The following is a 25,899-nucleotide window of genomic DNA, read 5'->3' as shown; positions in this document are numbered from 1 at the left end:
AAGGGGTTAGTGCCCGTCTGGTTGATGCGAACCGGATGCTGCCGATGCTCCCGCGTGGGAACTACTCGGGGGACGCTCTGCGTCCCGTCGGCACGGATTGGCTCGGCGCGGCGTTCCCACGCAGAGCATGGGAACGATCAACTTCACGGATACCGGCTGCGTAGTGTCTTTGTAGGAGCGGGCTTGCCCGCGATGTCTGGTGCGGCAGCCTATCGCGGGCAAGCCCGCTCCCACAGTACAGCCAAGTCGAGCGATCAGGCCAATAGCTTGGTCAGCATCTCGCTGGAGTCTTCACGCGACATGTAGCGCGGTACGCCATAGGTGCCGTGGGCTTCGGCGAGGGCACGGTCGATGATCTTGGCGAAATCCTCGCGCTTGAGCTCCTTGATGGTCTGTGGAATGTCCATCGCCGCGTTCATCTCGCGAATCTTCGCGATAAACGCATCGGCCAGCTGGCTGTCCGAAGCACCGCTTTTGCCAATGCCGCTGACCCGAGCCAGATCGGCCAGACGATGGGCGCACTTGATCTTGGAGAATTCCAGCACCAGCGGCAGGATGATGGCGTTGGCCAGGCCATGCGGCACGTGGTACAGGCCACCCATCTGGTGGGCGAAGGCATGCACGTAACCGACACCGGCACGGGTGAAAGCCAGGCCGGCCATGCTCGAGGCCACGGCCATGGCTTCACGAACCTGTATGTTGCTGCCGTTGTTGTAGGCTTCGAGCAGGTTGCGCATCACGCTGGCGGTGGCCATGCGCGCCAGTTCATCGGTTTCCGCGGTGGCCATGGTCGAGATGTAGGCTTCCACCGCGTGGGTCAGGGCGTCCATACCGGTCGGCGCGGTGATGAAGGGCGGCAGGCCGACCATCAATTCCGGATCAAGGGCGACCATCGATGGCACCATCTTCGGGTCGACCATGGCGTACTTCATCTGCGCGACCTTGTCGGATACCACGGCGGCGATGGTCACTTCCGAGCCGGTACCGGCGGTGGTCGGAATGGCAAAGAACGGCAGGATCTTCTTGCGCGGCCGGGCATACAGCCAGATGCCGGTCAGCGTCGAGGGATGGGCGTTGTTGGCATGGCACATGAGGATGGCCTTGGCGCAGTCGATCGACGAGCCGCCACCCACTGCCAGTACTGCATCGGCCTTGAAGGCCTTGAGCTTGTCGACGCCGGCCATCACCACATCAAAGCCCGGATCGGGCACCACGTCGCTGTAGACCTCGACCGTCAGACCGCTGTCTTTCAGGCTGGCGACGATCGGATCAACCAGACCCATCTTGAACAGCGGGCCATCGGTGATCAGCAGGACGCGCTTGACCCCGGTGCCGGCGATTTCGCGACACAGCGACAACGCCGAGCCGGCGCCGACGAAGGAAAACGGCTTGGGCATGTTGATCATCGGCAGGACCCTGCCATTGATACGGGTGCGGATAGTGCTAATCAGGTTCATCAAGCGACGCCTTCTGCTACTGGTTATCGGGAGGCCTGTTGGACAGGGCAAGGGCTCTGAAGGATACCTTGAGTTGTTGCCGGATGACGAACGGGATACAAAACGTCCGTGTTTTGGCAGTTTTCCCGTATCGGGGCGGATTTGCCGGTCATGTCCCGGCGTAGGAGCGGGCTTGCCCGCGATGCGGTGCTTGATGGCCTATCGCGGGCAAGCCCGCTCCGGCAAAAGCCTGCAAAGGGCGTTCAGCACAGTGATGGTTCCCACGCTCCAGCGTGGGAATGCCGCCCTCGACGTTCCAGCGTCTGCCCCCTGACACTCAGCACTCGATGATGTTGACCGCCAGGCCGCCACGGGCGGTTTCCTTGTATTTGCTCTTCATGTCGGCGCCGGTCTGGCGCATGGTGCGGATCACCTTGTCGAGGGAGACAAAGTGTTGGCCGTCGCCACGCAGGGCCATGCGCGCGGCGTTGATTGCCTTCACCGCGCCCATCGCATTGCGCTCGATACACGGCACCTGCACCAGGCCGCCGATGGGGTCGCAGGTCAGGCCGAGGTTGTGCTCCATGCCGATCTCGGCGGCGTTTTCCACCTGCTGCACGCTGCCGCCGAGCACTTCGCACAAAGCGCCGGCAGCCATCGAGCAGGCCACGCCGACTTCGCCCTGACAGCCGACTTCGGCACCGGAGATCGAGGCGTTTTCCTTGTACAGGATGCCGATGGCGGCCGCGGTGAGCAGAAAACGCACCACACCATCTTCGTTGGCGCCGGGAATGAAGCGCACGTAGTAGTGCAGCAGCGCCGGCACGATACCGGCGGCGCCATTGGTCGGGGCGGTGACCACACGGCCGCCGCAGGCGTTTTCCTCGTTCACCGCCAGGGCATACAGATTGACCCAGTCCAGTACTGTCAAGGCATCGCGCATGGCGGCTTCCGGGTGCTGGCAGAGTTGCCGGTGCAGGGCGGCGGCGCGGCGTTTGACCTTCAGCCCGCCGGGCATGATGCCTTCGTGGCGGCAGCCGGCGCTGACGCAATCCTGCATCACCTGCCAGATCGCCAGCAGGCGGCTGCGGGTTTCTGCTTCAGGGCGCCAGGCCGTTTCGTTGGCCAGCATCAGCTGGCTGATGGACAAGCCTTGCTCGCTGCAATGGGCCAGCAGTTGCTTCGAGGTGGTGAAGGGGTAGGTCAGCTGGCGCTGGTCCTCGACCAGACGGTCGGCGCCGGCGGCCTGTTCCTCGACCACAAAGCCACCACCGACGGAATAGTATTCGCGGCTGCGCACTTGTAAACCGGCGCTGTCGAAAGCGCGGAAGATCATGCCGTTGGGGTGGTATTCCAGTGGTTTGCGGATCAGCGCCAGATGTTCGCTTTCGACAAAGCGCACGGTTTTCTCACCCAGCAGTGCGAGCTCGCCAGCACTGCGAATCGCCGCCAGGCGGCTGTCGATGCTGGTGGTATCGATGCTCTCCGGCAATTCGCCAAGCAGGCCGAAGATCACCGCCTTGTCGCTGCCGTGGCCCTTGCCGGTGGCGCCCAGCGAACCGTGCAGTTCTACCCGGACACTTTCAGTGGCAGCCAGCAACTGGTCGCGCTGCAAGCCCAGCACGAAGCGCGCCGCCGCCAGCATCGGGCCCACGGTGTGCGAGCTGGAGGGGCCGATGCCGATCTTGAACAGGTCGAATACGCTGAGTGCCATGGGGATCGCCGTTTGCGCCAGTGGGTCTTCCCCTAGCTTAGTCGCAATCGATTCGACCCCCGGAAATTGCTCGATTTTGTCTAGGAGCCAGCTTGCTGGCGATGCTCTTTGCGCACTTGATCGCCAGCCAGCTGGCTCCTGCTAGCGTGTGTCCAGATAGTCCTGCAGGCGGGCCTGCTGGCCGGTGTCGAGGAACAGGCCGAGCTTGCTGCGGCGCCAGAGAATGTCCTCGGCGGTTTGTGCCCATTCCACCCGGCACAGGTAATCCACTTCGCGCTGGTAGAGATCGCTGCCGAAGTGTTCACCCAGTTGCTCGAGCTTTGCCACGCCCTCCATCAGCTGCCCGCTGCGGCTGCCGTAGCTGTGCGCCCAGCGCCGCGCCAGTGGCGCTGGCAGCCAGGGACTGTGGCGGGTCAGGTGGCGCGCCAGCTGGTCCGGGCTGTCCATCTTTTCGCCGCCGGGCAGGCTGGCATGTTCGGTCCAGCAGTCCGCCATGTCGGGGAACCAGGGTTGCAACTGCTCCAGGGCTGCTTCAGCAAGTTTGCGGTAGGTGGTCAGTTTGCCGCCGAACACCGACAGCAGCGGTGCTTCATCAGATTTGCCGCTCAGTGCCAGGGTGTAATCACGGGTCACCGCCGAAGGGTCATCCGACTCGTCATCGCACAGCGGACGCACCCCGGAGAAGCTGTGCAGGATATCGCTGCGCTGCACGGGCCGGCGGAAATGCGCATTCACCACATTCAGCAGGTAGTCGATTTCACCATCGGTGATCGCGACGCTGGCCGGGTCGCCGTGGTACTCGCGGTCGGTGGTGCCGATCATGCTGAAACGTTCCAGATAGGGGATGACGAAGACGATGCGGCGGTCCTCGTTCTGCAGGATGTAGGCCTGCTCGCCGTCATGCAGGCGTGGCACGATCAGATGGCTGCCCTGGATCAGGCGCACGCCGTAGGGTGGCTTCTCTTGCAGACCTTGCTGGATGAAACCGGCCACCCAGGGCCCGCTGGCGTTTACCAGCGCCCGCGCCCGCAGCGTCTCGTTGCGGCCATCGGCATGTTGCAGTTGCAGTTGCCAGTGGCCGTCCAGCCGTTGCGCGCCCAGGCAGCGTGTGCGGGTGGCAATGCGCGCGCCCAGTTCGTGTGCGGCCAGTGCGTTGAGCACGACCAGCCGGGCATCGTCAACCCAGCAATCGGCATATTCGAAGCCGCGGGTGATTTCCGCCTTGAGCGGGCTGTCCGCGCCGAACACCAGGCTGCGCGAAGCCGGCAGCTTTTCACGCTTGCCCAGATGGTCGTAAAGAAACAGCCCGGCGCGGATCATCCATGCCGGGCGCAAGTGCGGGCGGTGCGGCAGGATGAACTGCAACGGGCGGACGATATGCGGCGCCTTGGCCAGCAGCACTTCGCGTTCGGCCAGCGCCTCGCGCACCAGGCGGAACTCGTAGTGCTCCAGATAGCGCAGACCGCCGTGTATCAGCTTGCTGCTGGCCGAGGAGGTGTGTGCCGCCAGGTCATGCATTTCGCAGAGAAACACCGACAAACCGCGTCCGGCGGCATCCGCGGCAATCCCCGCGCCATTGATGCCGCCGCCGATCACGGCGATGTCGTATACGGTGCTGTGTGGCGCATCGACGATTTTCTGCGCGTTCATATCGTTCCTGAAGTTGATTGCCGGTACATTGCAGCTTTCCCTCTGCCTGATTCTTGCCTTGCCATCATGACGCCAGCAATCGATTTATTGAAAAAGGCCCGTGCCGAATATCACGTACACAGTTACGCACACGACCCGAAAGCCGCTTCCTATGGTCTGGAAGCCGCCGAGAAGCTCGGGCTGAACCCGGCACAGGTGTTCAAGACGCTGCTCGCCGCCAGTGAAAAAGGCGAGTTGCTGGTGGCCGTGGTGCCGGTGGCCGGCAGTCTCGATCTGAAGGCACTGGCCCAGGCAGCCGGGGTGAAGAAGGCCGAGATGGCCGATCCGCAGGCGGCGCAGCGCAGCACCGGCTACCTGCTGGGCGGCATCAGCCCGCTGGGGCAGAAGAAGCGTCTGCGCACCTTCATCGACAGCAGCGCCCGGGCGCAGCCGAGCATCTACGTCAGTGCCGGCCGCCGCGGGCTGGAAGTGGAGCTTGCGGCAGCTACGCTGGCAGAGCAAACCAGCGCCAGTTTTGCCGATCTGGGGCGTGCCTAGATGCGTATTGCGCAGCGGCGCTGACGCTTCTTCCTACCACCCTGCGGTTATTCCGGATAACCCGGTCATTACAAGAACAAGGAACAACCCATGTCCAAGCACATTCTCGCCATCGACCAGGGCACCACCAGCAGCCGGGCGATCATCTTCAGCGATCAGGGTGTGCCGCTGGCCACTGCCCAGCAGGAGTTCCGCCAGTACTTTCCCGACGACGGCTGGGTCGAGCACGACGGCGAGGAAATCTGGCAGAGCACCCTGCAGGTCTGCCGTCAGGTGCTGCAAGAGCATGGCTTGCCGGCCAGTGAAGTGGCGGCCATCGGTATCACCAACCAGCGCGAAACCACCCTGGTGTGGGATGCGGCGAGCGGCGAACTGATCCATCGGGCGATTGTCTGGCAGGACCGGCGTACCGCCGACTACTGCGCCGAGCTGAAAGCGGCGGGGCACGAAGCAGACGTGGCAGCACGTACCGGGCTGCTGATCGATCCGTATTTTTCCGCGACCAAGATTCGCTGGATTCTCGACCAGGTGCCCGGCGCCCGCGAGCGCGCCGAACGCGGTGAGCTGCGCTTCGGTACGGTGGACAGCTTTCTGCTCTGGCGCCTGACCGGCGGGCGTTCGCACAGGACCGACGCCACCAATGCCTCGCGCACGCTGCTGTTCAACATCCACAGCCAGCAGTGGGACGAGGAGCTGCTCAAACTGTTCGAGATTCCGCGCAGCCTGTTGCCGGAGGTGCTCGATTGCGCCGCTGAATTTGGCGTGACCGATGCGCAGTTGCTCGGCGCGGCGATTCCGCTGCTGGCCATGGCTGGTGACCAGCAGGCGGCGCTGGTCGGCCAGGCCTGTTTCAGCAGTGGCATGGTCAAGAGCACCTATGGCACTGGCTGTTTCATGATCCAGAACACCGGCGCGCAGCCGGTGAGTTCGCAGAACCGCCTGCTCACCACCGTCGGTTACCGGCTGAACGGCAAGGTCAGTTATGCGGTGGAGGGCAGCATCTTTGTTGCCGGAGCGGCGGTGCAGTGGCTGCGCGATGGCATCAAGCTGATCAACCATGCCAGCGACAGCGAAGCCCTGGCCGAGCAGACCGGCAATGCCTGCGGTGTCTATCTGGTGCCGGCTTTCACCGGGCTGGGGGCACCCTACTGGGACCCGAAAGCCCGTGGCGCGATCTTCGGCCTGACCCGTGATACCGGCATCAAGGAAATCGTCACCGCCGGGCTGCAGGCGGTCTGCTACCAGACCCGTGATCTGCTCGAGGCCATGCGTCGGGACGGCGCCAGCGCGCCCAGCGCACTGCGTGTGGATGGCGGCATGGTGGTGAACAACTGGGTCATGCAGTTTCTTGCCGACATCCTCGGCGTGCCGGTAGAGCGTCCGCAGGTCACCGAGACCACGGCCCTGGGAGTGGCCTATCTGGCCGGCCTGCAGCTGGGCCTGTTTGCCAGCCTGGAGCAGATTGCCAGCCACTGGCATCGCGAGCAGCGCTTCGAACCGCGCATGGATGAAGCCCATCGCGAGGCGCTTTACCAGGGCTGGCTGAATGCGGTCAGCCGGGTGCGCAGCGAGGCCTGAGCGGGCTGCAGGCCGGTATTGTCGGGGTCCGACAGCGCTGACATGAGGGTGTCGGGTCCGCGGCAGATTTATCTTTTCGCCGGGGGCTTCCCAACGGCCCGGCGAAGCCTAGAATGGCCGCCGTGCCGCCTGCCGGTTCCCGTAGATATGCTTGATGTCCGATACCAGTCCTTGCCTCAATTGTGGTGCGTGCTGCGCGCACTTTCGTGTGTCGTTTTTCTGGGGAGAGTGCCAGTCTGCCGGTGGCAGCGTGCCGGATCACCAGGTTGAACTGATTACTCCCCAGCGGGTAGCCATGCTCGGTACCAACCAGAAACCGGCCCGCTGTACGGGTTTGCTGGGTGACGTCGGCAGTGCCGTGCGCTGCACCCTGTACGAGCAGCGCTCAAGTACCTGCCGCGAGTTTCAGGCCAGCTGGAGCGATGGCCAGCACAACCCCGAGTGTGATGCGGCGCGTGCAGCCCATGGTCTGCCACCGCTGCAGCCCCCGGAGGTGCCCAGCGTCAGTCCGGAGCGGGTGGCTTGAATCGGGGACTGCCGGTGGAGACTGTTGTATGTCCTGATTTTTCCGGCTTTGCTATAGCGTTTCATCCGAACCGATTGAATTAAAACTATATTTTCCCGGCCGGAAGGGGTAGCTGCAGTGCCGCTGGCCTGAGCGGCCGGCATTTCCAAGCCTGCACTTGCCGCAGCGACTACACTTTTCCGCATTGCCGTGTAGAGACAACTGCGGAGGTTCGTGTGAATCTCGATTTTCATCAGGTCGATGCCTTCTCCAGCCAGCCGTTTGCCGGCAATCCGGCAATGGTCTATCGCCTCGACGCCTGGCTGGCCGATGAGTTGATGCAGCACATCGCCGCCGAGCACAACCTTTCCGAAACCGCCTTCATGGTCCGCGAGGGCAGTCGCTGGCATATTCGCTGGTTTACCCCGGGCGCTGAAGTGGCACTGTGCGGGCATGCCACGCTGGCGGCAGCCAAGGTGCTGTTTGAGCTGTATGACGAGCCGGGCCAGCGTATCGAATTCATCTGCAAGTCCGGGGTGCTGGCCGTCAGTCGTGAGGATGAGCTGCTGGTGCTGGATTTTCCCGCATTGAGCGTGCAACCGCTGGCGGTCAGTCTGGAGCTGGAGCAGGCGCTGGGGGTCAGCGTGATCAGTGCCATGCTGGCCGACAAGTTGCTGGTGGTGCTTGATTCCGAGCAGAGCGTGCGCGCCTGCAACCCGGACTTCGCGGCCCTGGCCCGGCTGCCGTGGTCGGGGGTGATCATCACCGCCCGTGGCGAGGCCCACGACTTTGTTTCGCGCTTCTTTGCCCCGGCGATTGGCGTAAACGAGGATCCGGTGACCGGCTCGGCCCATTGCAGCCTGATTCCGTACTGGGCGCAGCGCCTGAAGAAATCCATGCTCAGCGCTTACCAGTGTTCTGCCCGCGGCGGCGAGTTGCAGTGCCGGCTGGAAGGCGAACGGGTGATGATCGGTGGTCAGGCGCGTCTGGTGGCCAGCGGTCGCCTGTGGCTGGAACCAGCCGGCTCAGAGCGGTAGCAGGGCTTCGCGGGTTGGCTGGCTGCCGGTGGCAGGAAACAGCACCAGATGATCGGCGTCGATGCGGATGCCGACCATCTCGCCCGGCTGGTGTTCGGCATGGCTGGGAAACAGGGCTTCAAGCTGGCTGCCGGTCGCCAGTTGCAGGCGGTACAGGGTGGCGGCGCCGAGGAAAGTCTTGCCGCTGACGCGTGCCTGCAGGGTGCCGGCAGCATCGGGGACGATATCGTCCGGGCGCAGCAGCACATCCACCGCACTGCCGATCGGCCAGCTGTAGGCGCGATTGCCCCTGAGGATACCCAGTTCGGTCTGTACCGTGTCCGGGCTGAGCAACTGCCCGCGAATGAAGTAACCCTGGCCGATGAAACTGGCGACAAACGGCGTCAGTGGCTCGTGGTAGAGGTTGAACGGGGTATCCCATTGCTGCAGCCGGCCCTGTTGGAACACGCCGACGTGGTCACTCACGGCAAAGGCTTCTTCCTGGTCATGGGTAACCAGAATGGCGCTGGTGCCGCGCGCCTTGAGGATGTCGCGGACCTCCATGCTCAGGCGCCGGCGCAGTTCGCCATCCAGATTGGAGAACGGCTCGTCGAGCAGCAGCAGTAGCGGTTCCGGAGCCAGCGCCCGGGCCAGGGCCACCCGCTGTTGCTGGCCGCCGGAGAGTTCGTGGGGGTAGCGTTTGCCCAGTTCGCTCAGCTTGACCAGTTCCAGCAGTTCGGCCGTCAGCTGCTCGCGGCGCGGATGCTGGCGAATGCCGAAAGCCACGTTCTGCGCCACGGTCAGGTGCGGAAACAGCGCGTAGTCCTGAAACACCATGCCGATGCGCCGCTGCTCCGGCGGCAGGGTGAACCCCTGTCGGGAGATGACCTTGCCATTCAGGCTGATCTCGCCCGCCTGCAGCGGCTCGAAGCCGGCAATCGCGCGCAGGCTGGTGGTCTTGCCACAGCCGGAAGGGCCGAGCAGGCAGGCGATGTCGCCGGAGTTCAGGTGCAGGCTGAGATCCTGCACCACCGGCTGCTGCGCAAAGCCACAGCTGACGCCGTGCAGGTTGAGCAGCAGCGGCTGGCTCATGACGCCCGGGCGCTGGGGATAAGGAATTCGAGCAGGGCTTTCTGTGCATGCAGGCGGTTTTCCGCCTGATCCCAGGCCTTGGAGCGCGGGTCTTCGAGCAGGTCGAGGCTGATTTCTTCGCCACGATGGGCCGGCAGGCAATGCAGAAAGATCACGTCCTCGGCGGCCATATCCAGCAGTGCCTGATTGACCTGATAGGGCTGGAACAGCTTCAGGCGCCGGGCGGTTTCCTCTTCCTGGCCCATCGAGGTCCATACGTCGGTGCTGACCAGATGGGCGCCCTTGACCGCCTCACGCGGGTCGCGGAACAGCTTGACCCGGTCACCGGCCTGGGCGAGGAAGCGCGCCTGCGGCTCGTAACCTTCGGGGCAGGCAATATTCAGCTGGAAGTCGAACTGCACCGATGCCAGCAGGTAGCTGTTGCACATGTTGTTGCCGTCGCCGATCCAGGCCACGGTCTTGCCCCTGATCGGGCCGCGATGCTCGGTAAAGGTCTGCATGTCGGCCAGCAACTGGCAGGGGTGCAGGTCATCGGACAGGCCGTTGATTACCGGCACCTGCGAGTTGGCGGCAAATTCCTCGATCATGCTGTGGGCAAAGGTGCGGATCATCACGGCATCGAGCATGCGCGAAATGACGATGGCGCTGTCGCCAACCGGCTCGCCGCGACCCAGCTGGGTATCGCGTGGCGAGAGAAAAATGGCCTGGCCGCCGAGCTGGATCATGCCGGCCTCGAAGGACAGGCGGGTGCGGGTCGAGGCTTTTTCGAAAATCATGCCGAGTACACGATTGCGCAGCGAATCATGGGGCACGCCATCGCGGCGCAGCGCCTTCAGTTCGATGGCGCGGGTGATCAGTCCGGCCAGCTCGTCCGGGCTGCAGTCCATCAGGGAGAGAAAGTGCCTTGTGCTCATGCTATGACCTTAACGAGTCCATCAGGCCGGAGCGTGGGGTTTTCCTGGAAAACGCCTGTACTCACGGCAAAAGCCGCGTGCTGCGACAGAAAGGGAAGGGGGCGAATCTTATAAGGAAAGCTCGCATCGGCGCAAATTGCCCGCGCGCTATCCAGCCATCCGCCTGATACTGCCCGATTCAGCATGGCAGCTAGACTGGAAACTGTCAGTCCTGCCGGCCATAGTCGGCAGCAGTCAGACTGCCGCCGGGCGAGCAGCCATTCCCATTCCTGCACCGCCCTTGAGTGGCGGTGCTGTACATCCGGGTCAGAGGGGTATCCATGGCCAAGCAACTGCACCATCGCGCCTGTCATCTGTGTGAGGCCATCTGCGGCCTGAGCATCGAAACCTCGACTGCTGCCGATGGCTCGATGGCCATTCAGTCGATCAAGGGCGATCACCAGGACAGCTTCAGCCGCGGCCATATCTGCCCCAAGGCGGTGGCCCTGCAGGACATCCAGAATGATCCGGATCGCCTGCGCCAGCCGATGCGGCGGGTTGGCAGCGACTGGCAGCCCATCGGCTGGGACGCGGCTTTTGCACTGGTCAGCGAACGGCTGGCAGCGATCCAGGCCGAGCATGGCAAGAATGCCGTGGGCATTTATCAGGGCAACCCGAGCGTGCACAACTACGGGCTGATGACCCACAGCAACTACTTTCTCGGTTTGCTGAAAACCCGCAACCGCTTTTCCGCCACCTCGGTCGACCAGCTGCCCCATCATCTGGTGAGCATGCAGATGTACGGGCACGGCATGTTGCTGCCGATCCCGGATATCGACGCCACCGACTTCATGCTGATACTCGGCGGCAACCCGCTGGCCTCCAACGGCAGCCTGATGACCGTGCCGGATGTGGAAAAGCGCCTCAAGGCCATCCAGAAACGTGGCGGCAAGCTGGTGGTGGTCGATCCACGGCGCAGTGAAACCGCGGCCATCGCCGACCAGCATCTGTTCATTCGCCCCGGCCAGGACGCGGCGCTGCTGATCGGCATCCTCAATACTCTGTTCGAGGAAGCCCTCGGGCGCAGCAGCCCGTTGCCGGTGGCAGGTCTGGATCAGGTGCGTGCAGCCCTGAGCGGCTTCAGCGTGGCGGCCATGGCCGAGCGTTGTGGGATCAGCGAGAACCTCATCCGTCAGCTGGCGCGTGATTTCGCGGCTGCCGACAAGGCGGTGTGCTATGGCCGCATGGGGGTTTCCACCCAGGTATTCGGCACCCTTTGCCAGTGGCTGGTGCAATTGATCAACCTGGTCAGCGGCAATCTCGACCGGGTCGGTGGCGCGCTGTGTACCGTGGCCGCGGTGGATGTGGTCAATTCCACCAACGGCGCGCACTTCAACCGCTGGCAGAGTCGGGTTTCCGGACTGCCCGAATACGGTGGCGAATTACCGGTGGCGGCGCTGGCCGAAGAGATGCTCACCCCCGGTGAAGGGCAGATTCGCGCGCTGGTCACGGTGGCCGGCAATCCGGTGCTGTCCACGCCCAATGGCCGCCAGCTGGATCAGGCGCTGGAAGGGCTGGAGTTCATGCTCAGTGTGGACATGTACATCAATGAAACCACCCGCCATGCCGACCTGATCCTGCCGCCGACCGCACCGCTGGAGCACGACCATTACGACACCAGCTTCAATCTGCTGGCGGTGCGCAACGTCACCCGCTTCAACGAGGCGATCCTGCCCCGGCCACAGGGGGCGCTGCATGACTGGGAGATTTTTGTCGGCCTGGCCAAGGCGTTTGCCGCGCATAGCGGCGTCGAGCTGAAACCGACCATGGCCCCCGAGCAGATGATCGACATGGGCCTGCGTTACGGCCCCTATGGTGACCGTTCCGGGCAGAAGTTGTCGCTCGCCAAACTGCGTGAACATCCCCACGGTATTGATCTGGGGCCGTTGCAGAGCAATCTGGCCGAGCGCCTGAAAACGGCCGACAAGCAGGTGCAGGCTGCGCCGACTCTGCTGCTCGGTGATCTGCAACGCTTTGCCGAACAGGCCAGACCGGCAGCCGGTGAGCTGCTACTGATCGGTAGGCGGCATGTGCGCAGCAACAACTCCTGGATGCACAACTACCACCGTCTGGTGAAGGGCAAGCCGCGCCACCAGCTGCTGATGCACCCGCAGGATCTGGCCGCGCGCGGGCTGGCTGATGGTCAGCGGGTGCGCGTGCAGTCGCGGGTTGGCATGGTCGAGGTGGAGGTCGCGCTCAGCGACGAGATGATGCCCGGCGTGGTCAGCCTGCCCCATGGCTGGGGCCATGGACGTCAGGGTGTGCAGATGGATATTGCCAGCAAGCAACCGGGTGTCAGTGCCAACGACCTGACCGATGAGCGCTTCATCGATGCACTGTCGGGTAATGCGGCATTGAACGGGGTGACGGTGCAGGTGGCGGCGGCTTGAGGAGTTGTAGCGGATTGGTAATCCGCTGGTGTTTTATTTGCATCTTACCTGGCTGATTATCGAGGCTGACTGGGCGTTTCTGTTGCGCCCCGCCGGGCGCCTCACTTTTCTTTGCTTGTGCAAAGCAAAGTAAGCAAAAGAAACACACCCCGGCATCCGGGTCGCGCTGCGCACGACTTCCCTCACTGCGGCACCGTTCCGAGGGTCGTCTCGAAGGGCCATCCATGGCCCATCGTTCCTCATTTGGCATCCATGCCAAATGCCCCTCTACACGGCACCTCCGTTCGGCCTCCTGATAGGGAAATAGTCGCCAGCCGAACCACCAAAACCACAAGTCAAATGCTACCTGCCTGCACGGACTGAAAGTCCCGTCAGCAGGGTGAGCGGAATCGGTGTGGAAGGGGTTGAGCGGCAGGGATGCCGCGAGAGCTGCGATGGGCCAGGGATGGCCCTTCGCAGCGTGCCCCTGGAATGCCGATGGAGCGAACGTACCCGGAACGTAGCGTAGCGAAGTGATGGGCCGTATGCCGGGTGCGCTTTCTCTTTGCTTACTTTCTCTTTGCGCAAACAAAGAGAAAGTGAGGCGCCGTGCAAGGCGCAACCTGTAGTTTCAATCCGGGGAAAGCGTGGCGCTCTGGCTCACAGCCAATGCCAAACCAATAAAGTCAGCAGCGGATTACCAATCCGTCACGCGGAAACACCCGGCAACCCCTGTCAGCGTTGCTGTGTGCATTTCTCTGTGGCAAAGACCAAGCATCACGCTCGGCCTTCCGTTACAATGGCGCCATCCAGCCGACCTGGAGTCGGTGCAATTAAGCCGAGGTGCCCCATGGATATCATCGAAACCATCAAAGACCAGATCGAAAAAAACACCATCCTGCTGTACATGAAGGGTTCGCCGAACGCACCGCAGTGCGGCTTCTCGGCCAAGGCGGCCCAGGCAGTCATGGGTTGTGGCGAGAAATTCGCTTTTGTCGACATCCTGCAGAACCCGGAAATCCGCGCCAACCTGCCCAAGTACGCCAACTGGCCGACCTTCCCGCAGCTGTGGGTCGCTGGTGAACTGGTTGGCGGTAGCGACATCATGCTGGAAATGTTCGAGAAGGGTGAGCTGCAGGCCCTGATCAAGGAAGCAGCCAGCAAAGCCAACGCCTGATCGGGCTGTTGCAAAAAAAAGACCCCGCCAAGTGCGGGGTCTGTTGTTTTTGCTGACTGCTTATTCTTCGATCTGTGACTGCAGGTAGTTGGCCAGTCCGACCTTGTCGATCAGGCCCAACTGGGTTTCCAGCCAGTCGATATGTTCTTCTTCGGAGCAGAGGATTTCGCGCAGCAGATCGCGTGAAGCGTAGTCGGCGATGCTTTCGCAGTAGGCAATCGCCTCTTTCAGGTCAACGTGTGCCTTGTGTTCGATCTTCAGGTCGCAGGCGAGCATTTCGGCGGTGTTTTCACCGATATGCAGTTTGCCCAGATCCTGCACATTGGGTAGCCCTTCGAGAAACAGGATGCGCTTGATCAGCTGGTCGGCGTGCTTCATCTCGTCAATTGACTCGTGATACTCGTGCTCGCCGAGCTTTTTCAGGCCCCAGTCGTCATACATGCGCGCGTGCAGGAAGTACTGGTTGATCGCCACCAGCTCGTTGGCCAGGATCTTGTTCAGGTGCTGGATAACTGTCTTGTCGCCTTTCATGTCGAAGCCTGCCATTGGAGAGTCGGGGCTTGCAGTTTGGCCGGCGCGCGCGCAAGTGTCAAAACGGATACTTAGCCGGGCAGGCTCGCAGGGTAGGCGAGTGCCGCCTGGGCGTTGTGCAGATCACCAATGGTGGTGCTGACTACTTGCTTGGCCAGGCAGGCACATTTGCCGCACTGGGTAGCCACGCCGAGGGTGTCACGAACCTCGCGGAAGCTGCAGCAGCCTTCATAGATTGCATCGCGAATTTGCCCGTCAGTGATGCCTTTGCAGAGACAAACGTACATTTCGGTAGGCTCGGAAAGTTGTTGAAGTGCGGATAACTTAATCTTAATGATAACGATTGTCAATTGCGTGCAATCAGGATTCAGCGCACCCGATGGCGCTGCTACGAGGAGCAAAAGGCAGCTGTATGATGACCAATCAATACTGCCACACCGGACGGTGTGCCGGCTTACCTGAGCGAGAATGCCGGCAACCTGTAAGGCTGATTGCTTCATGTGTTGCAGGCGGTGTTGCGTAGGGTGGGCTGAAGCCCACCGCCGCCGAATGCGGGCCTTGGTGGGCTGAAGCCCACCCTAGGGTTTAGACAATAAAAAACCCCGGTTTGCCGGGGTTTTTTATTGGGCGCAGAACGGTATTTCTCAGTCGTCGAATTCGTCCCAGCCGCCCATTTCCTTCCAGCGATTGACGATGCCGCAGAACAGCTCGGCAGTCTTTTCGGTGTCATAACGGGCGGAGTGCGCTTCCTTGCCGTCGAAAGGGATGCCGGCAGCCTGGCAGGCACGGGCCAGCACGGTCTGGCCGTAAGCCAGGCCGGCGAGGGTGGCGGTGTCGAAGCTGGAAAACGGGTGGAACGGGTTGCGCTTGATGCCGCAACGGGCCACGGCGGCGTTCAGGAAACCGAGGTCGAAGCTGCTGTTGTGGCCGACCAGGATAGCGCGCTTGCAGCCGTTGGCTTTCAGCGACTTGCGCAGGCTGCGAAAAATCTCGTTCAGCGCGTGCTCCTCGCTGACCGCCATGCGCAGCGGGTGATCGAGCTTGATCCCGGTGAACTCCAGGGCCGCCTGTTCGATATTGGCGCCGGCAAACGGTTCGACGCGGAAAAACTGGGTGTGCTCGGCGTACAGCATGCCGCTTTCATCGATGCCGACGGTGGTTGCGGCGATTTCCAGCAGGGCGTCGGTGGCACAGTTGAAACCGCCGGTCTCGACATCCACGACTACCGGCAGGTAGCCGCGAAAGCGTGCGGCCATCGGGTGGCGCGGGCCGCTGGGCAGATTGCCTTCGCTTTCGTCTTCGTAGTTGTCTTCACTCACGCTTGATTCTCCAGCAGCCGCCAGCGCAGTTTTTCACCGGCGCGCAGGGGAATGACCGTCTGCTCGCCCAGCGGCAGTTCGGTAGGGCCGACCCAGTCTTCACGGGCCAGGGTAATGCGGTCGGTATTGCGCGGCAGACCGTAGAAGTCCGCACCGAAGTGGCTGGCGAAGGCTTCCAGCTTGTCCAGCGCCTGCTGCTGGTCAAAGGCTTCGGCATACAGCTCGATGGCGGCGTGCGCGCTGTAGCAGCCGGCACAGCCGCAGGCGGCTTCCTTGGCATGTTGCGCATGGGGTGCCGAGTCGGTGCCGAGGAAAAACTTCGGATTGCCGCTGGTGGCCGCAGCCAGCAGGGCCTGTTGATGGCTGCCGCGTTTGAGGATCGGCAGGCAGTAAAGGTGCGGGCGAATACCGCCAACCAGCATGTGGTTGCGGTTGTACAGCAAATGGTGGGCGGTGATGGTGGCGCCGACATTGGCCGCTGCCGAGCTGACAAACTGCACGGCATCAGCGGTGGTGATGTGTTCGAGCACCACTTTCAGCGTGGGGAAGCGCTCGACCACACGTAGCAGATGTTCGTCGATAAAGGCTTTTTCGCGATCGAACACGTCGATTTCATTGCGCGTGACTTCGCCGTGCACCAGCAGCGGCAAGCCGACTTCGGCCATGGCTTCGAGCACCGGGAAGATGCCGTCGATGGAGGTAACGCCCGAGTCCGAGTTGGTGGTGGCGCCGGCCGGATAGAGCTTCGCTGCATGCACAAAGCCGCTGGCTTTGGCTGTGCGGATTTCTTCAGCGGTGGTGCGGTCGGTGAGATAGAGCACCATCAGCGGCTGGAACTGGCTGCCGTCGGGACGCACGGCGAGGATGCGCTGGCGATAGGCAGCCGCCTGTTCGGCGTTGCGTACCGGTGGCACCAGATTGGGCATGACAATGGCGCGGGCAAAGCTGCGCGCCACATCGGCCACCGTATGCTGCAGCACAGCGCCATCACGCAAATGGATATGCCAGTCATCGGGGCGCAGCAGGGTAATGCGATCGGACATGGGGTGTTTCCAGGCGGGAAATCTGGCCGTGCATGCTACCGGAAAAGCGCTGCAGCGGCATCCCGACTGCTGTGCCAGCAGGCAGATGCCCCGCTGATCCGGCTGAAACCACGGAAAACTGCAGGTCTATACCGATATATGCGGGTGCTTGGTCGCCATGCGCAGTCTGGCTACTGTAAATCGGCCGTCGCGGCCGGTAGAATTACCGGCTTTGCCGTACAAGCGCGTGGAGTAAAGCAATGACGGACGTAAAAAAGGTTGTCCTGGCGTATTCCGGTGGTCTGGATACCTCGGTAATCCTCAAGTGGCTGCAAGACGAATACCACTGCGAAGTGGTGACTTTTACCGCGGACCTGGGTCAGGGCGAAGAAGTCGAGCCGGCGCGCGCCAAGGCCAAGGCCATGGGCGTCAAGGAAATCTACATTGATGACCTGCGTGAAGAGTTCGTGCGTGACTTCGTATTCCCGATGTTCCGTGCCAATACCATTTACGAAGGTGAATACCTGCTGGGCACGTCGATTGCCCGTCCGCTGATTGCCAAGCGCCTGATCGAAATCGCCAATGAAACCGGCGCCGATGCGATCTCCCACGGTGCGACCGGCAAGGGTAACGACCAGGTGCGTTTCGAGCTGGGCGCCTATGCCCTCAAGCCGGGCGTCAAGGTGATTGCGCCCTGGCGCGAGTGGGACCTGCTGTCGCGCGAGAAGCTGATGGACTATGCCGAAACCCACGGCATCCCGATCGAGCGCCACGGCAAGAAGAAATCGCCGTACTCCATGGACGCCAACCTGCTGCACATCTCCTACGAAGGCGGCCCGCTGGAAGACACCTGGACCGAGCACGAAGAAGACATGTGGAAGTGGACCGTCTGCCCGCAAAAGGCGCCTGACGTTCCGACCTGGATCGAGCTGACCTATCGCAAGGGCGATATCGTTGCCATCGACGGTGTGGAGATGAGTCCGGCCACGGTATTGACCGAACTGAACCGCATCGGCGGACTGAACGGCATCGGTCGTCTGGATATCGTCGAGAACCGCTATGTCGGCATGAAGTCGCGTGGCTGCTACGAGACCCCCGGCGGCAGCATCATGCTCAAGGCACACCGTGCCATCGAGTCGATCACCCTCGACCGCGAAGTGGCACATCTGAAAGACGAACTGATGCCCAAGTACGCCAGCATGATCTACAACGGCTTCTGGTGGAGTCCTGAGCGTCTGATGCTGCAGCAGATGATCGACGCCTCGCAGGCCAACGTGAATGGCGTGGTGCGGCTCAAGCTGTACAAGGGCAATGTCATCGTCACCGGCCGCAAGTCCGATGACTCGCTGTTCGATTCGGGTATTGCGACCTTCGAGGAAGATGGCGGCGCCTACGATCAGGTCGATGCCGGCGGCTTCATCAAGCTCAATGCGTTGCGCATGCGCATCGCGGCGATCAAGGGCCGCAAGCTGTTCTGAGTGGTGGTATTGCCGAACTGAAAACGCCCTGCACTTGCAGGGCGTTTTCGTCTGGATCCGGCATTGCTTCTTGCGGGGGGTTCAGCGTTCGAGAATCTGCGTTACCGAGTCCTTCTGGATCTGCTGTTCACGCCCTTCGCTGTCTTCAAACTCGTACATGCCGGTATTTTTATCCAGTTTTGGCTCGTCACTGGTAGTGATCAGCTGGCCATCCTTGGTAGCAACGATGTATTCGCTTGAGCAGCCTGCCAGGCTGAGCAGGCAGCAGGTGGCCAGAATTATTTTACGCATGGTACTTGTCCTCATTGAGAAACAGCCTTGGGCCGGGAAGTAATGGTGCAGGCTAACCAGTCGCAGCCAGCCTGCAGCTGATTTGGGTCAAACTTTACCTCTGATCGATAGTCGTTGTGCACAGGCGGATGGTCAGTCGGTTGGGAGTTCAGCCTGCGGCAACAGGGCCAGCATCTTCTTGTTCGCTGCCATGCCGAGAAGGTGCTGCAGCACACGCTTGCGTGCCGTGTCGAAGCCGAGACGGCCAATCGACAGCGGAAAGCGCCAGCTCACTTCCAGTGCATCCAGCACCATCGCACTGCGCGGCAGCCCGCTGTAGATCGCCATGTACGAGCCGATCATGGCCGTCACCGAGCGTGACAGATGCATGTATTCACCCTTGATTATCAGGCCCTGACGAGTGAAGCCGCTGGCCAGACGCATGGCCAGGTCAACGCGCTCGATTAATCCTTCAGTGCCTTCTTCATAGAGTGTGCGGGCAAAGTCGTAGCCAAGTGGCGTCATGTCCGAAGCGGCAAAGGCCTTGATCACGCTGGCTTCGATTTCCTTGCGCTCCTTGGCGCTGACATTGCCGGCCACGCTCATCTCGATCACGGCAGTCACCACCGCATCACTATCGCCGGACAGCACGCCCTGCAGATAGCGCAGTGCCGGCTTCCAGATACCTTCCAGCGGCACGGTATTGCCCCAGTCGATGAAATGCAGCTTGCCGGCCGGGTCCACCAGCACATTGCCGGCGTGCAGGTCGCCATGGAATTCCCGATAGACCAGCATCTGGGTGAGCATGGCCTGCAGGAAGGAGCGGCCGACCTTGCGCCGGATCTTCTTGCGCCGCAGCGGCGAGCCGATCTGGAACGCGCTGGACAGGCACTGGGCGTTGTCCACCAGTTCCATTTCGATGATGCGCCGTGAACTGACGAACACTTCCGGCACATACCAGTCATCGCCTGGGCGGATGCGCCGGGCAAAACGCGTCTGGTTCTGCGCTTCGGCTTCGAAGTCCAGTTCGCAGTTGAAACCTTCGACAAACACGTCGATCTGGTCCAGCCAGGAGTTGAAGAAGGGTGCCAGCTTGGAGTGCGGCGCCCAGTAGTGACTGCTGACGATGGCCAGTTTGATCACGGTTTTGCCGATGAGGAATTCCCGCGCCAGGTTGTGCCGGCCGACCTTGACCACCACCGGCACCAGATGGCGCTGGCCCTTGCGCGTGGGCTTCATCGGCTTCTGCGCCAGATAGACCGAGGCAATCGAGCCGGATTTCAGCGGTTTGCTGGCGTCGAAACCGAAATAGCGGTCGCGCGGCGATTCGCCGAAGCACTCGATGAACGCCTGTTCCACTTCCGATGGCGTCATCGGATCGACGTCCTCGCGGAACACTGCCAGCGCATCAGCCATTTCCTGCGGCAGGAAGTCCGAATTGGAGGCCGCTACCTGGGCCATCTTGATAAACAGCGGGCCGAACTCGCGGACCATCTGCGCAACCACTTCGGCCTGGCCCTGGAGGTCTTCCGGATCGACTTCGAAGAACTGCCGGACAAAACGCAGGGCACGGATCTGCCGGCGGAAGATCAGCAGGTCATCGCGCACCACGCGGGCGCTCAGGGCAATGTCGCGCAGCTTGCGGTCGTTGACCTTGCGCAGGGCCTTGAGCTGGTTGATCAGCGATACCAGCAAGGGCTCATAGGCACTGACCAGGATGCGCACCACGTCCAGACTGACTTCGCCGAGGCCGCGCAACTCCGGCTCGCTCATCAGTTCGTCGAAGAAACGCCAGAATTCCTCGGTAACTTCCTTGGGAATGTTGATCAGGCTGCGCTTGTGCACCTGGTCGACGAGAAAACGGATCAGGTCTTCGGTGGTGCTTTCGTTGGGCAACATGCGCCGTTCGCGCATGCGTTCGGTGAGCACCCGTAGCTGGCCCACCAGCGGGTGCTGGGCAATGCTGTCGAACAGGTTGTCGAGTACGGCATGCAGCTGGGCTTCGTTGATGTCCTCGTTGCTGTTGAGCAGGTCGATCAGCGGGCCGAGAGACTTGATGATGCGCGCCAGGCCAACCGTCAGCTCGCCGGTAGAGCGCAGCGCCCACTGGGTGCGGTCTTTCAGGGCGGGAAGCAACTCTCCAAAGCTCAGCGATGATTCTACAGGGGTGGGCTTGGGGGCACGGGGCATCAGGGTATCCGGGAAGTGACAGGCAGAGCCAAGCAGCAGATTGGCGCCGGTAAAACCAGAAGGGCGCGCATTTTCACCCATGCGGCGGATAAAAGTAAGGGCCACTGATCAGTCCGTTTGTCGGTCTGTAGGGTCTGGCCCGAAATTCCGCAAAGTGCAGCTATCTTGTTGATAAATCGGCAGTAGATACGAGCCGACGGTTGCTCGCGCAGCCGCAGCTGGCGGCCTTGGGCGACTCTTTCGGGGTGCGTTGCGCTGCCGCCGCCGGGCAGGCCGGCAGCGTGCTGAGAGAGACAGCGCTGTGCGACCCGGGCGCTTGCTGCGCCCTAATAGCGCACTCCGGCCGGCGGGCTGAAGGAGTTCAGCGCATTCAGATAGGCTGCCCGCGCAAACCCGCCCGGATCCGGCAGGTTTTGCTGGCTCATGGCGCCCTTGAGCTGCCCGACCGAGTCGTACTCATGCTGTTCCATCCAGTCATGCATACCCTCGAGTACCTCGCGCAGGGCCTGTGGGCCGCGTTGCAGCAGGGCGCTGGCCATATGCACCACGTCGGCGCCGGCAAGCAGCATCTTCAGCGCGTCTGCCGGCTGGTGCACGCCGCCGGTGGCGGCCAGACTGAGACCGCTGCGGCCACGCAGGATGGCGATCCAGCGCATCGCCAGCATGGTATCGGCAGAGCTGGTCAGCTGGGCATGATCAATGATGCGCAGGTGTTCGAGGTCGATATCCGGCTGGAAAAACCGGTTGAACAGCGATACGCCGGCAGCACCGGCCGCTTCCGCCTGACAGACGAAGTGCGGCAGGGAGCTGAAGAACGGGCTCAGCTTCATGCACACGGGAATGCACACCACCGCCTTCAGCTCGCGCAGCAGCGCCAGATACTGTTCTTCCTGGGCGCTGCTGCTGATATGCGGGTCGGTAGGCACGAACCAGCTGTTGAGCTCCAGCGCATCGGCGCCGGCATCCTGGATTTCCTTGCCCAGCTGCAGCCAGCCACCGGTTGTAGTGCCATTCAGGCTGGCCACCAGCGGGATGGACAGGCGCTGCTTGAGCAGGCTGATCTGCTCCAGGTAGGCGTCGAGTTTGCTCTGGTAGTTGGCGTGTCGCGGCAAGTGCCCGGAGGACTCGCCAAACGCATCGGGGTTGATCAGAAAGCGATCGAGCATCTGCTCTTCGTTGCGTACGTCCTCCTCGAACAGCGAGTGCATGACAATTGCCGCCGCGCCGGCGTCCTCCAGATGCAGCAAGGCGTCAAGCTTGTAGCTGAGCGGGCTGGAGGAGGGCACCAGCGGATTTTTCAGCTGCAGTCCGAGATAGCTGGTGGATAAATCAGGCATGTTCTTCTCCCTCGGTTGGGCCGGGCGCATCCAGTACGGATTCGGGCAGGGCCAGCCCGGCCAGATCAACGTATTCCTGATGGCGCAGGCGCGCCGCCCGCCCGGACTCTGCCATGAAGTGCGCGGCGGCCTCGGGGTGCTGGCGTTCGAGCACGCTGAAGCGCGCTTCGTTGCCGGCAAACGCATGGAACGGCAGGCTCGGTGCGGCGCTGTCGACCGTCAGCGGGTTGAGGCCGCGTTCGCGTCGGCGCGGGTCGTAGCGCAGCAGCGGCCAGTGACCGGTTTTTACCGCCAGATCCTGCTGGCTGAGATTGTGCGCCAGATCGATGCCGTGGGCGATACACGGGCTGTAGGCAATGATGATCGATACTCCGGGATAGCTTTCGGCATCGAGGAAGGCGCGCAGGGTATGGGTATCCTTGGCCCCGTAAGCGACCTGGGCGACGTAGACGTTCTCGTAGTCCATGGCGATGCGCGCCAGGTCCTTCTTGTGATTGGGCTTGCCGCCGGCGGCAAACTTGGCCACGGCACCCAGTGGTGTGGCCTTGGAATTCTGGCCGCCGGTATTGGAGTAGACCTCGGTATCCAGCACCAGGATATTCACGTCTTCGCCGCTGCTCAGTACATGATCAAGGCCGCCGAAGCCGATGTCATAGGCCCAGCCGTCGCCGCCGATGATCCAAACACTGCGCCGGATCAGGCTGTCGGCACAGGCCGCCAGGGCTTGTGCGGCCGGTGTGGCGAGTTCGGCCAGGCGTGCCTTGAGACTGGCAACCCGTTCGCGTTGCTCCTGGATACCGGCCTCGTCGCTTTGGTCGGCACCCAACAGCGCATCCACCAGGCTGGCGTCGATTTGTCCGGCCATTGCCTGCAGCTGGGTAGTCGCAGCGGTGGCCAGCTGGCTGCTGGCCAGACGCAGGCCGAGGCCGAACTCGGCGTTGTCTTCGAACAGCGAGTTGTTCCACGCCGGCCCCCGGCCCTCGGCATTCTTGCTGTAGGGGGTGGTGGGCAGGTTGCCGCCATAGATCGACGAGCAGCCGGTGGCATTGGCGACCAGCATGCGTTCGCCGAACAGCTGGGTGGCCAGGCGGATGTAGGGGGTTTCACCGCAGCCGACACAGGCACCGGAGAACTCGAACAGCGGCTCGAGCAGCATCGAGCCGGGAATGGTGCTGTGCTTGAGCTGCCGGCGGTCGTACTCGGGCAAGCCGAGGAAGAATTGCCAGTTGGCCGCTTCCTGCTCGCGCAAGGGGGGCTGGTCGGCCATGTTCAGCGCCTTGCGCGAGACATTCGACTTGTCGCGGATCGGGCAGACATCCACGCACAGGGTGCAGCCGGTGCAATCTTCCGGTGCCACCTGGTAGCTCATCAGCAGGCCCGGCGGGTAATCCTTGCTGCGCGTGGCCATGGACTTGAAGCTGGCCGGAGCCTGTTGCGCCAGCTCGGCCGGGTAGACCTTGGCGCGAATCGCCGCATGCGGACAGACGAACACGCACTTGCCGCACTGGGTACACAGGTCGGTTTCCAGCACCGGTATCTGCAGCGCCAGATTGCGTTTCTCGTACTTTGCGGTACCGCTTGGCCAGGTGCCATCGGCGGGGAACAGCGACACCGGCAGGCGGTCACCGTGGCCGGCGATCATCGGCAGGGTCAGCTCACGGACGAAGTCGGTGACATCCAGCAGCGGGATCTCCGCCGTTGCCGATGGTGCTTGCTCCAGGGTTTGCGGCAATTCGACCTGCTGCAGGTTGCCCAGGGCCTGGTCAATGGCCCGGTAGTTCAGTTCGGCGATGCGCCGGCCCTTGCGCCCGTAGGTTTTTTCCACGGCATGCTTGATTGCGGCAAGCGCCTGGTCCTGCGGCAGGATGCCGGAAATGGCGAAGAAACAGGTCTGCATCACCGTGTTGATGCGCCGGCCCATGCCGGCGTCCTGCGCCACCCGGTAGGCGTCGATAACAAAGAAGCGGATCTGCTTGTCGAGCATCTGCTGTTGCATGGCTGGTGGCAGGCTGGCCCACACTTGTGCGGTCGGCAGGCTGCTGTTGAGCAGGAACACGGCGCCCGGCGCGGCATGGGCCAACAGGTCATGGCTGTCGATAAAGTTCGGCTGGTGGCAGGCGACAAAGCGCGCATCGCCGTTACCGGTGAGGTAGGCCGAATGAATCGGTTGCGGGCCGAAGCGCAGGTGCGAAACGGTCATGGCGCCGGCCTTCTTCGAGTCATAGACGAAGAAGCCCTGGGCATGCAGTTCGGTTTCGTCGCCGATGATCTTGATCGAATTCTTGTTGGCCGACACCGTGCCGTCCGAGCCGAGGCCATAGAACACCGCGCAGAAGGCCTGTTTCGAAGCATCGGTGCGCAGATCCGGATCAAACGGCAGTGACAGGCCGGTCAGATCGTCGTGGATGCCGAGGGTGAAGCGCCGCTGGCTGTGCGGGTCGGCCAGCGCGGCGAAGGTGGCCATGACCATCGGCGGACTGAATTCCTTGGAGCCGAGCCCGTAGCGGCCACCGGTCACCCGCGGCAGGCGGGCAAAGTGCGGCTGCGCGCTGCCGGCATCCTCGGCCAGTGCGGTCAGCACATCCTTGTACAGGGGTTCGCCGGCAGCGCCCGGCTCCTTGCAGCGATCCAGCACGGCAATGCTGCGGCAACTGGCCGGCAGGGCGGCGACCAGTGCCAGCGGGTCCAGCGGGCGGAACAGGCGGACCTTGAGCACACCGACTTTTTCCCCCAGGCGGTTCAGATGTTCGACGGTTTCCTCGACGGTTTCCGCCCCCGAACCCAGCAGCACGATGACCCGCCCGGCATCCGCTGCACCGGCATAGTCGAACAAGCGGTAATGGCGGCCGGTGAGTTCGCCGAAGCGATCCATGGTCTGCTGCACTATGCCGGGAAACGCATCGAACCAGGGGTTTTGTGCTTCACGGGCCTGAAAGAACACATCCGGATTCTGCGAGGTGCCGCGCACCACCGGCCGTTCCGGCGACAGGCCGCGCTGGCGCTGCTCTGCCAGCAGCTGCAGCGGAATCAGTTGTTGCAGCACCTCGTCGGTCAGCGGATGGATCTTGGCTACCTCGTGGGAGGTGCGGAAACCGTCGAAGAAGTGCAGTAGCGGGATGCGTCCGGCTAGCGAGGCGGCGGTGCCGATGGCGGCCATATCCTGGGCTTCCTGCACCGAGTTGGAGGCCAGCAGGGCAAAGCCGGTGGCGCGGGTGGCCATGACATCGGAATGGTCACAGAAGATCGACAGCGCATGGCTGGCTACCGAGCGGGCCGCCACATGAAACACCGTTGGCGTCAGCTCGCCGGCGATCTTGTACATGTTCGGGATCATCAGCAGCAGGCCCTGGGAGGCGGTGAAGGTGGTCGCCAGCGCACCGCCCTGCAAGGCACCATGCACGGTACCGGCAGCACCGCCTTCGGATTGCAGTTCGACCACTCGCGGCACGCTGCCCCAGAGATTGGTCCTGCCCCGGGCGGCCCACTCGTCAGAGAGTTCACCCATGCCCGAAGAGGGCGTGATCGGGTAGATCGCAATGACTTCGGAGAGGCGAAACGCCACGTTGGCGACCGCTTCGTTGCCGTCGATGGTGAGCATCGGGTTCATGACAGTTCCTGCAGTGAAAGCACCGGTTCAACCACGCACAAGGTTGGCCGAAGGAGAATTTGTCATTCGATTCTAGGGCGATTTTTCCGCTGGAATCCTTTGTCGGTCAGCTAACTGG

At 62.5% G+C, this 25,899-nt stretch carries 20 protein-coding genes; 7 read left to right on the top strand and 13 right to left on the bottom strand.

The window, feature by feature from the left end; translation table 11 throughout:
* Positions 1-254: 254 nt before the first annotated feature.
* From BLT89_RS10255 to glpD, 3 genes are all read right to left on the bottom strand, one after another.
* On the bottom strand, positions 255-1,457 hold the full coding sequence (locus tag BLT89_RS10255) for an iron-containing alcohol dehydrogenase (RefSeq protein ID WP_090194732.1): 1,203 nt from the start codon (positions 1,455-1,457) through the stop codon (positions 255-257).
* Between the two features lie 316 nt (positions 1,458-1,773).
* Positions 1,774-3,150, bottom strand: coding sequence for an L-serine ammonia-lyase (locus BLT89_RS10250; RefSeq protein WP_090194730.1), 1,377 nt, complete (start codon positions 3,148-3,150; stop codon positions 1,774-1,776).
* Between the two features lie 141 nt (positions 3,151-3,291).
* A complete protein-coding gene (glpD, locus tag BLT89_RS10245) occupies positions 3,292-4,800 on the bottom strand; it encodes a glycerol-3-phosphate dehydrogenase (protein ID WP_090194728.1) in 1,509 nt (502 codons plus the stop codon).
* Positions 4,801-4,866: 66 nt separating this feature from the next.
* Here glpD and ybaK point away from each other — a divergent pair, with 66 nt between their 5' ends.
* From ybaK to BLT89_RS10225, 4 genes are all read left to right on the top strand, one after another.
* Entirely contained in the window at positions 4,867-5,337 is a 471-nt protein-coding gene (ybaK, locus tag BLT89_RS10240; protein WP_090194727.1) for a Cys-tRNA(Pro) deacylase, read from the top strand.
* Between the two features lie 90 nt (positions 5,338-5,427).
* Positions 5,428-6,915, top strand: coding sequence for a glycerol kinase GlpK (gene glpK, locus BLT89_RS10235; protein ID WP_090194725.1), 1,488 nt, complete (start codon positions 5,428-5,430; stop codon positions 6,913-6,915).
* 154 nt (positions 6,916-7,069) lie between these two features.
* Complete coding sequence (locus BLT89_RS10230) at positions 7,070-7,441, top strand: YkgJ family cysteine cluster protein (protein ID WP_090194723.1); 372 nt, start codon at positions 7,070-7,072, stop codon at positions 7,439-7,441.
* Positions 7,442-7,656: 215 nt separating this feature from the next.
* Positions 7,657-8,457: a PhzF family phenazine biosynthesis protein gene (locus BLT89_RS10225; RefSeq protein ID WP_090194722.1), complete on the top strand. Its 801-nt coding sequence runs from the start codon at positions 7,657-7,659 to the stop codon at positions 8,455-8,457.
* On the opposite strand, the gene BLT89_RS10220 is transcribed toward BLT89_RS10225, so the two are convergent.
* Together BLT89_RS10220 and argF are read right to left on the bottom strand one after the other, a co-directional pair.
* A complete protein-coding gene (locus tag BLT89_RS10220; RefSeq protein WP_090194721.1) occupies positions 8,446-9,528 on the bottom strand; it encodes an ABC transporter ATP-binding protein in 1,083 nt (360 codons plus the stop codon). The genes BLT89_RS10225 and BLT89_RS10220 overlap by 12 nt on opposite strands.
* Positions 9,525-10,442, bottom strand: a complete 918-nt coding sequence (gene argF / locus BLT89_RS10215) for an ornithine carbamoyltransferase (protein ID WP_090194719.1) — start codon at positions 10,440-10,442, stop codon at positions 9,525-9,527. The genes BLT89_RS10220 and argF overlap by 4 nt, the downstream gene beginning before the upstream one ends.
* 320 nt (positions 10,443-10,762) lie before the next feature.
* Between argF and BLT89_RS10210 the strand changes: the two genes are divergently transcribed.
* The gene (locus tag BLT89_RS10210; protein ID WP_090194718.1) at positions 10,763-12,871 is read left to right on the top strand and encodes a molybdopterin oxidoreductase family protein; all 2,109 of its coding nucleotides are present in this window, start codon (positions 10,763-10,765) and stop codon (positions 12,869-12,871) included.
* Between the two features lie 829 nt (positions 12,872-13,700).
* Entirely contained in the window at positions 13,701-14,027 is a 327-nt protein-coding gene (gene grxD / locus BLT89_RS10205; RefSeq protein WP_090194716.1) for a Grx4 family monothiol glutaredoxin, read from the top strand.
* Positions 14,028-14,087: 60 nt separating this feature from the next.
* On the opposite strand, the gene bfr is transcribed toward grxD, so the two are convergent.
* The 4 genes from bfr to pyrC all read right to left on the bottom strand — a co-directional run bounded on the left by bfr (position 14,088) and on the right by pyrC (position 16,920).
* On the bottom strand, positions 14,088-14,558 hold the full coding sequence (gene bfr, locus BLT89_RS10200) for a bacterioferritin (protein WP_090198917.1): 471 nt from the start codon (positions 14,556-14,558) through the stop codon (positions 14,088-14,090).
* A gap of 71 nt (positions 14,559-14,629) precedes the next feature.
* Positions 14,630-14,845, bottom strand: coding sequence for a bacterioferritin-associated ferredoxin (locus BLT89_RS10195; protein ID WP_090194715.1), 216 nt, complete (start codon positions 14,843-14,845; stop codon positions 14,630-14,632).
* Between the two features lie 357 nt (positions 14,846-15,202).
* Complete coding sequence (gene rnt, locus BLT89_RS10190; RefSeq protein WP_090194713.1) at positions 15,203-15,877, bottom strand: ribonuclease T; 675 nt, start codon at positions 15,875-15,877, stop codon at positions 15,203-15,205.
* Positions 15,874-16,920 (bottom strand): dihydroorotase, encoded by a 1,047-nt coding sequence (gene pyrC, locus BLT89_RS10185; RefSeq protein ID WP_090194712.1) that lies wholly within the window; start codon positions 16,918-16,920, stop codon positions 15,874-15,876. Before pyrC ends, rnt begins: the two co-directional genes overlap by 4 nt.
* A 239-nt stretch (positions 16,921-17,159) precedes the next feature.
* On the opposite strand from pyrC, the gene BLT89_RS10180 reads away from it, so the two are divergent.
* Positions 17,160-18,377, top strand: a complete 1,218-nt coding sequence (locus tag BLT89_RS10180; protein ID WP_090194710.1) for an argininosuccinate synthase — start codon at positions 17,160-17,162, stop codon at positions 18,375-18,377.
* Positions 18,378-18,458: 81 nt separating this feature from the next.
* Here BLT89_RS10180 and BLT89_RS10175 read toward each other — a convergent pair whose 3' ends face one another.
* From BLT89_RS10175 to nifJ, 4 genes are all read right to left on the bottom strand, one after another.
* The gene (locus tag BLT89_RS10175) at positions 18,459-18,668 is read right to left on the bottom strand and encodes a YgdI/YgdR family lipoprotein (RefSeq protein WP_090194708.1); all 210 of its coding nucleotides are present in this window, start codon (positions 18,666-18,668) and stop codon (positions 18,459-18,461) included.
* Between the two features lie 132 nt (positions 18,669-18,800).
* Positions 18,801-20,942 carry an AarF/UbiB family protein gene (locus BLT89_RS10170; protein WP_157718846.1) on the bottom strand — a complete coding sequence of 714 codons (2,142 nt, stop codon included), beginning with the start codon at positions 20,940-20,942 and terminating at the stop codon, positions 18,801-18,803.
* Positions 20,943-21,163: 221 nt separating this feature from the next.
* Positions 21,164-22,174, bottom strand: coding sequence for a dihydroorotate dehydrogenase-like protein (locus tag BLT89_RS10165; protein WP_090194705.1), 1,011 nt, complete (start codon positions 22,172-22,174; stop codon positions 21,164-21,166).
* Positions 22,167-25,781, bottom strand: coding sequence for a pyruvate:ferredoxin (flavodoxin) oxidoreductase (gene nifJ / locus BLT89_RS10160; RefSeq protein WP_090194704.1), 3,615 nt, complete (start codon positions 25,779-25,781; stop codon positions 22,167-22,169). Before nifJ ends, BLT89_RS10165 begins: the two co-directional genes overlap by 8 nt.
* Between the last annotated feature and the right edge of the window lie 118 nt (positions 25,782-25,899).

This window comes from Pseudomonas pohangensis (assembly GCF_900105995.1).
Lineage (GTDB): Bacteria > Pseudomonadota > Gammaproteobacteria > Pseudomonadales > Pseudomonadaceae > Aquipseudomonas > Aquipseudomonas pohangensis.
This window is presented reverse-complemented; position numbering and strand designations above follow the sequence as displayed.

Bases quoted from the DNA above. Each gene is read 5' to 3' on its own strand.
- pyrC (WP_090194712.1), bottom strand. From the start codon at position 16,920: ATGTCCGATCGCATTACCCTGCTGCGCCCCGATGACTGGCATATCCAT.
- BLT89_RS10250 (WP_090194730.1), bottom strand. From the start codon at position 3,150: ATGGCACTCAGCGTATTCGACCTGTTCAAGATCGGCATCGGCCCCTCC.
- BLT89_RS10230 (WP_090194723.1), top strand. From the start codon at position 7,070: ATGTCCGATACCAGTCCTTGCCTCAATTGTGGTGCGTGCTGCGCGCAC.
- BLT89_RS10255 (WP_090194732.1), bottom strand. From the start codon at position 1,457: ATGAACCTGATTAGCACTATCCGCACCCGTATCAATGGCAGGGTCCTG.
- glpK (WP_090194725.1), top strand. From the start codon at position 5,428: ATGTCCAAGCACATTCTCGCCATCGACCAGGGCACCACCAGCAGCCGG.
- BLT89_RS10165 (WP_090194705.1), bottom strand. From the start codon at position 22,174: ATGCCTGATTTATCCACCAGCTATCTCGGACTGCAGCTGAAAAATCCG.
- argF (WP_090194719.1), bottom strand. From the start codon at position 10,442: ATGAGCACAAGGCACTTTCTCTCCCTGATGGACTGCAGCCCGGACGAG.
- BLT89_RS10220 (WP_090194721.1), bottom strand. From the start codon at position 9,528: ATGAGCCAGCCGCTGCTGCTCAACCTGCACGGCGTCAGCTGTGGCTTT.
- ybaK (WP_090194727.1), top strand. From the start codon at position 4,867: ATGACGCCAGCAATCGATTTATTGAAAAAGGCCCGTGCCGAATATCAC.
- BLT89_RS10195 (WP_090194715.1), bottom strand. From the start codon at position 14,845: ATGTACGTTTGTCTCTGCAAAGGCATCACTGACGGGCAAATTCGCGAT.
- glpD (WP_090194728.1), bottom strand. From the start codon at position 4,800: ATGAACGCGCAGAAAATCGTCGATGCGCCACACAGCACCGTATACGAC.
- BLT89_RS10175 (WP_090194708.1), bottom strand. From the start codon at position 18,668: ATGCGTAAAATAATTCTGGCCACCTGCTGCCTGCTCAGCCTGGCAGGC.
- BLT89_RS10180 (WP_090194710.1), top strand. From the start codon at position 17,160: ATGACGGACGTAAAAAAGGTTGTCCTGGCGTATTCCGGTGGTCTGGAT.
- bfr (WP_090198917.1), bottom strand. From the start codon at position 14,558: ATGAAAGGCGACAAGACAGTTATCCAGCACCTGAACAAGATCCTGGCC.
- nifJ (WP_090194704.1), bottom strand. From the start codon at position 25,781: ATGAACCCGATGCTCACCATCGACGGCAACGAAGCGGTCGCCAACGTG.
- grxD (WP_090194716.1), top strand. From the start codon at position 13,701: ATGGATATCATCGAAACCATCAAAGACCAGATCGAAAAAAACACCATC.
- BLT89_RS10210 (WP_090194718.1), top strand. From the start codon at position 10,763: ATGGCCAAGCAACTGCACCATCGCGCCTGTCATCTGTGTGAGGCCATC.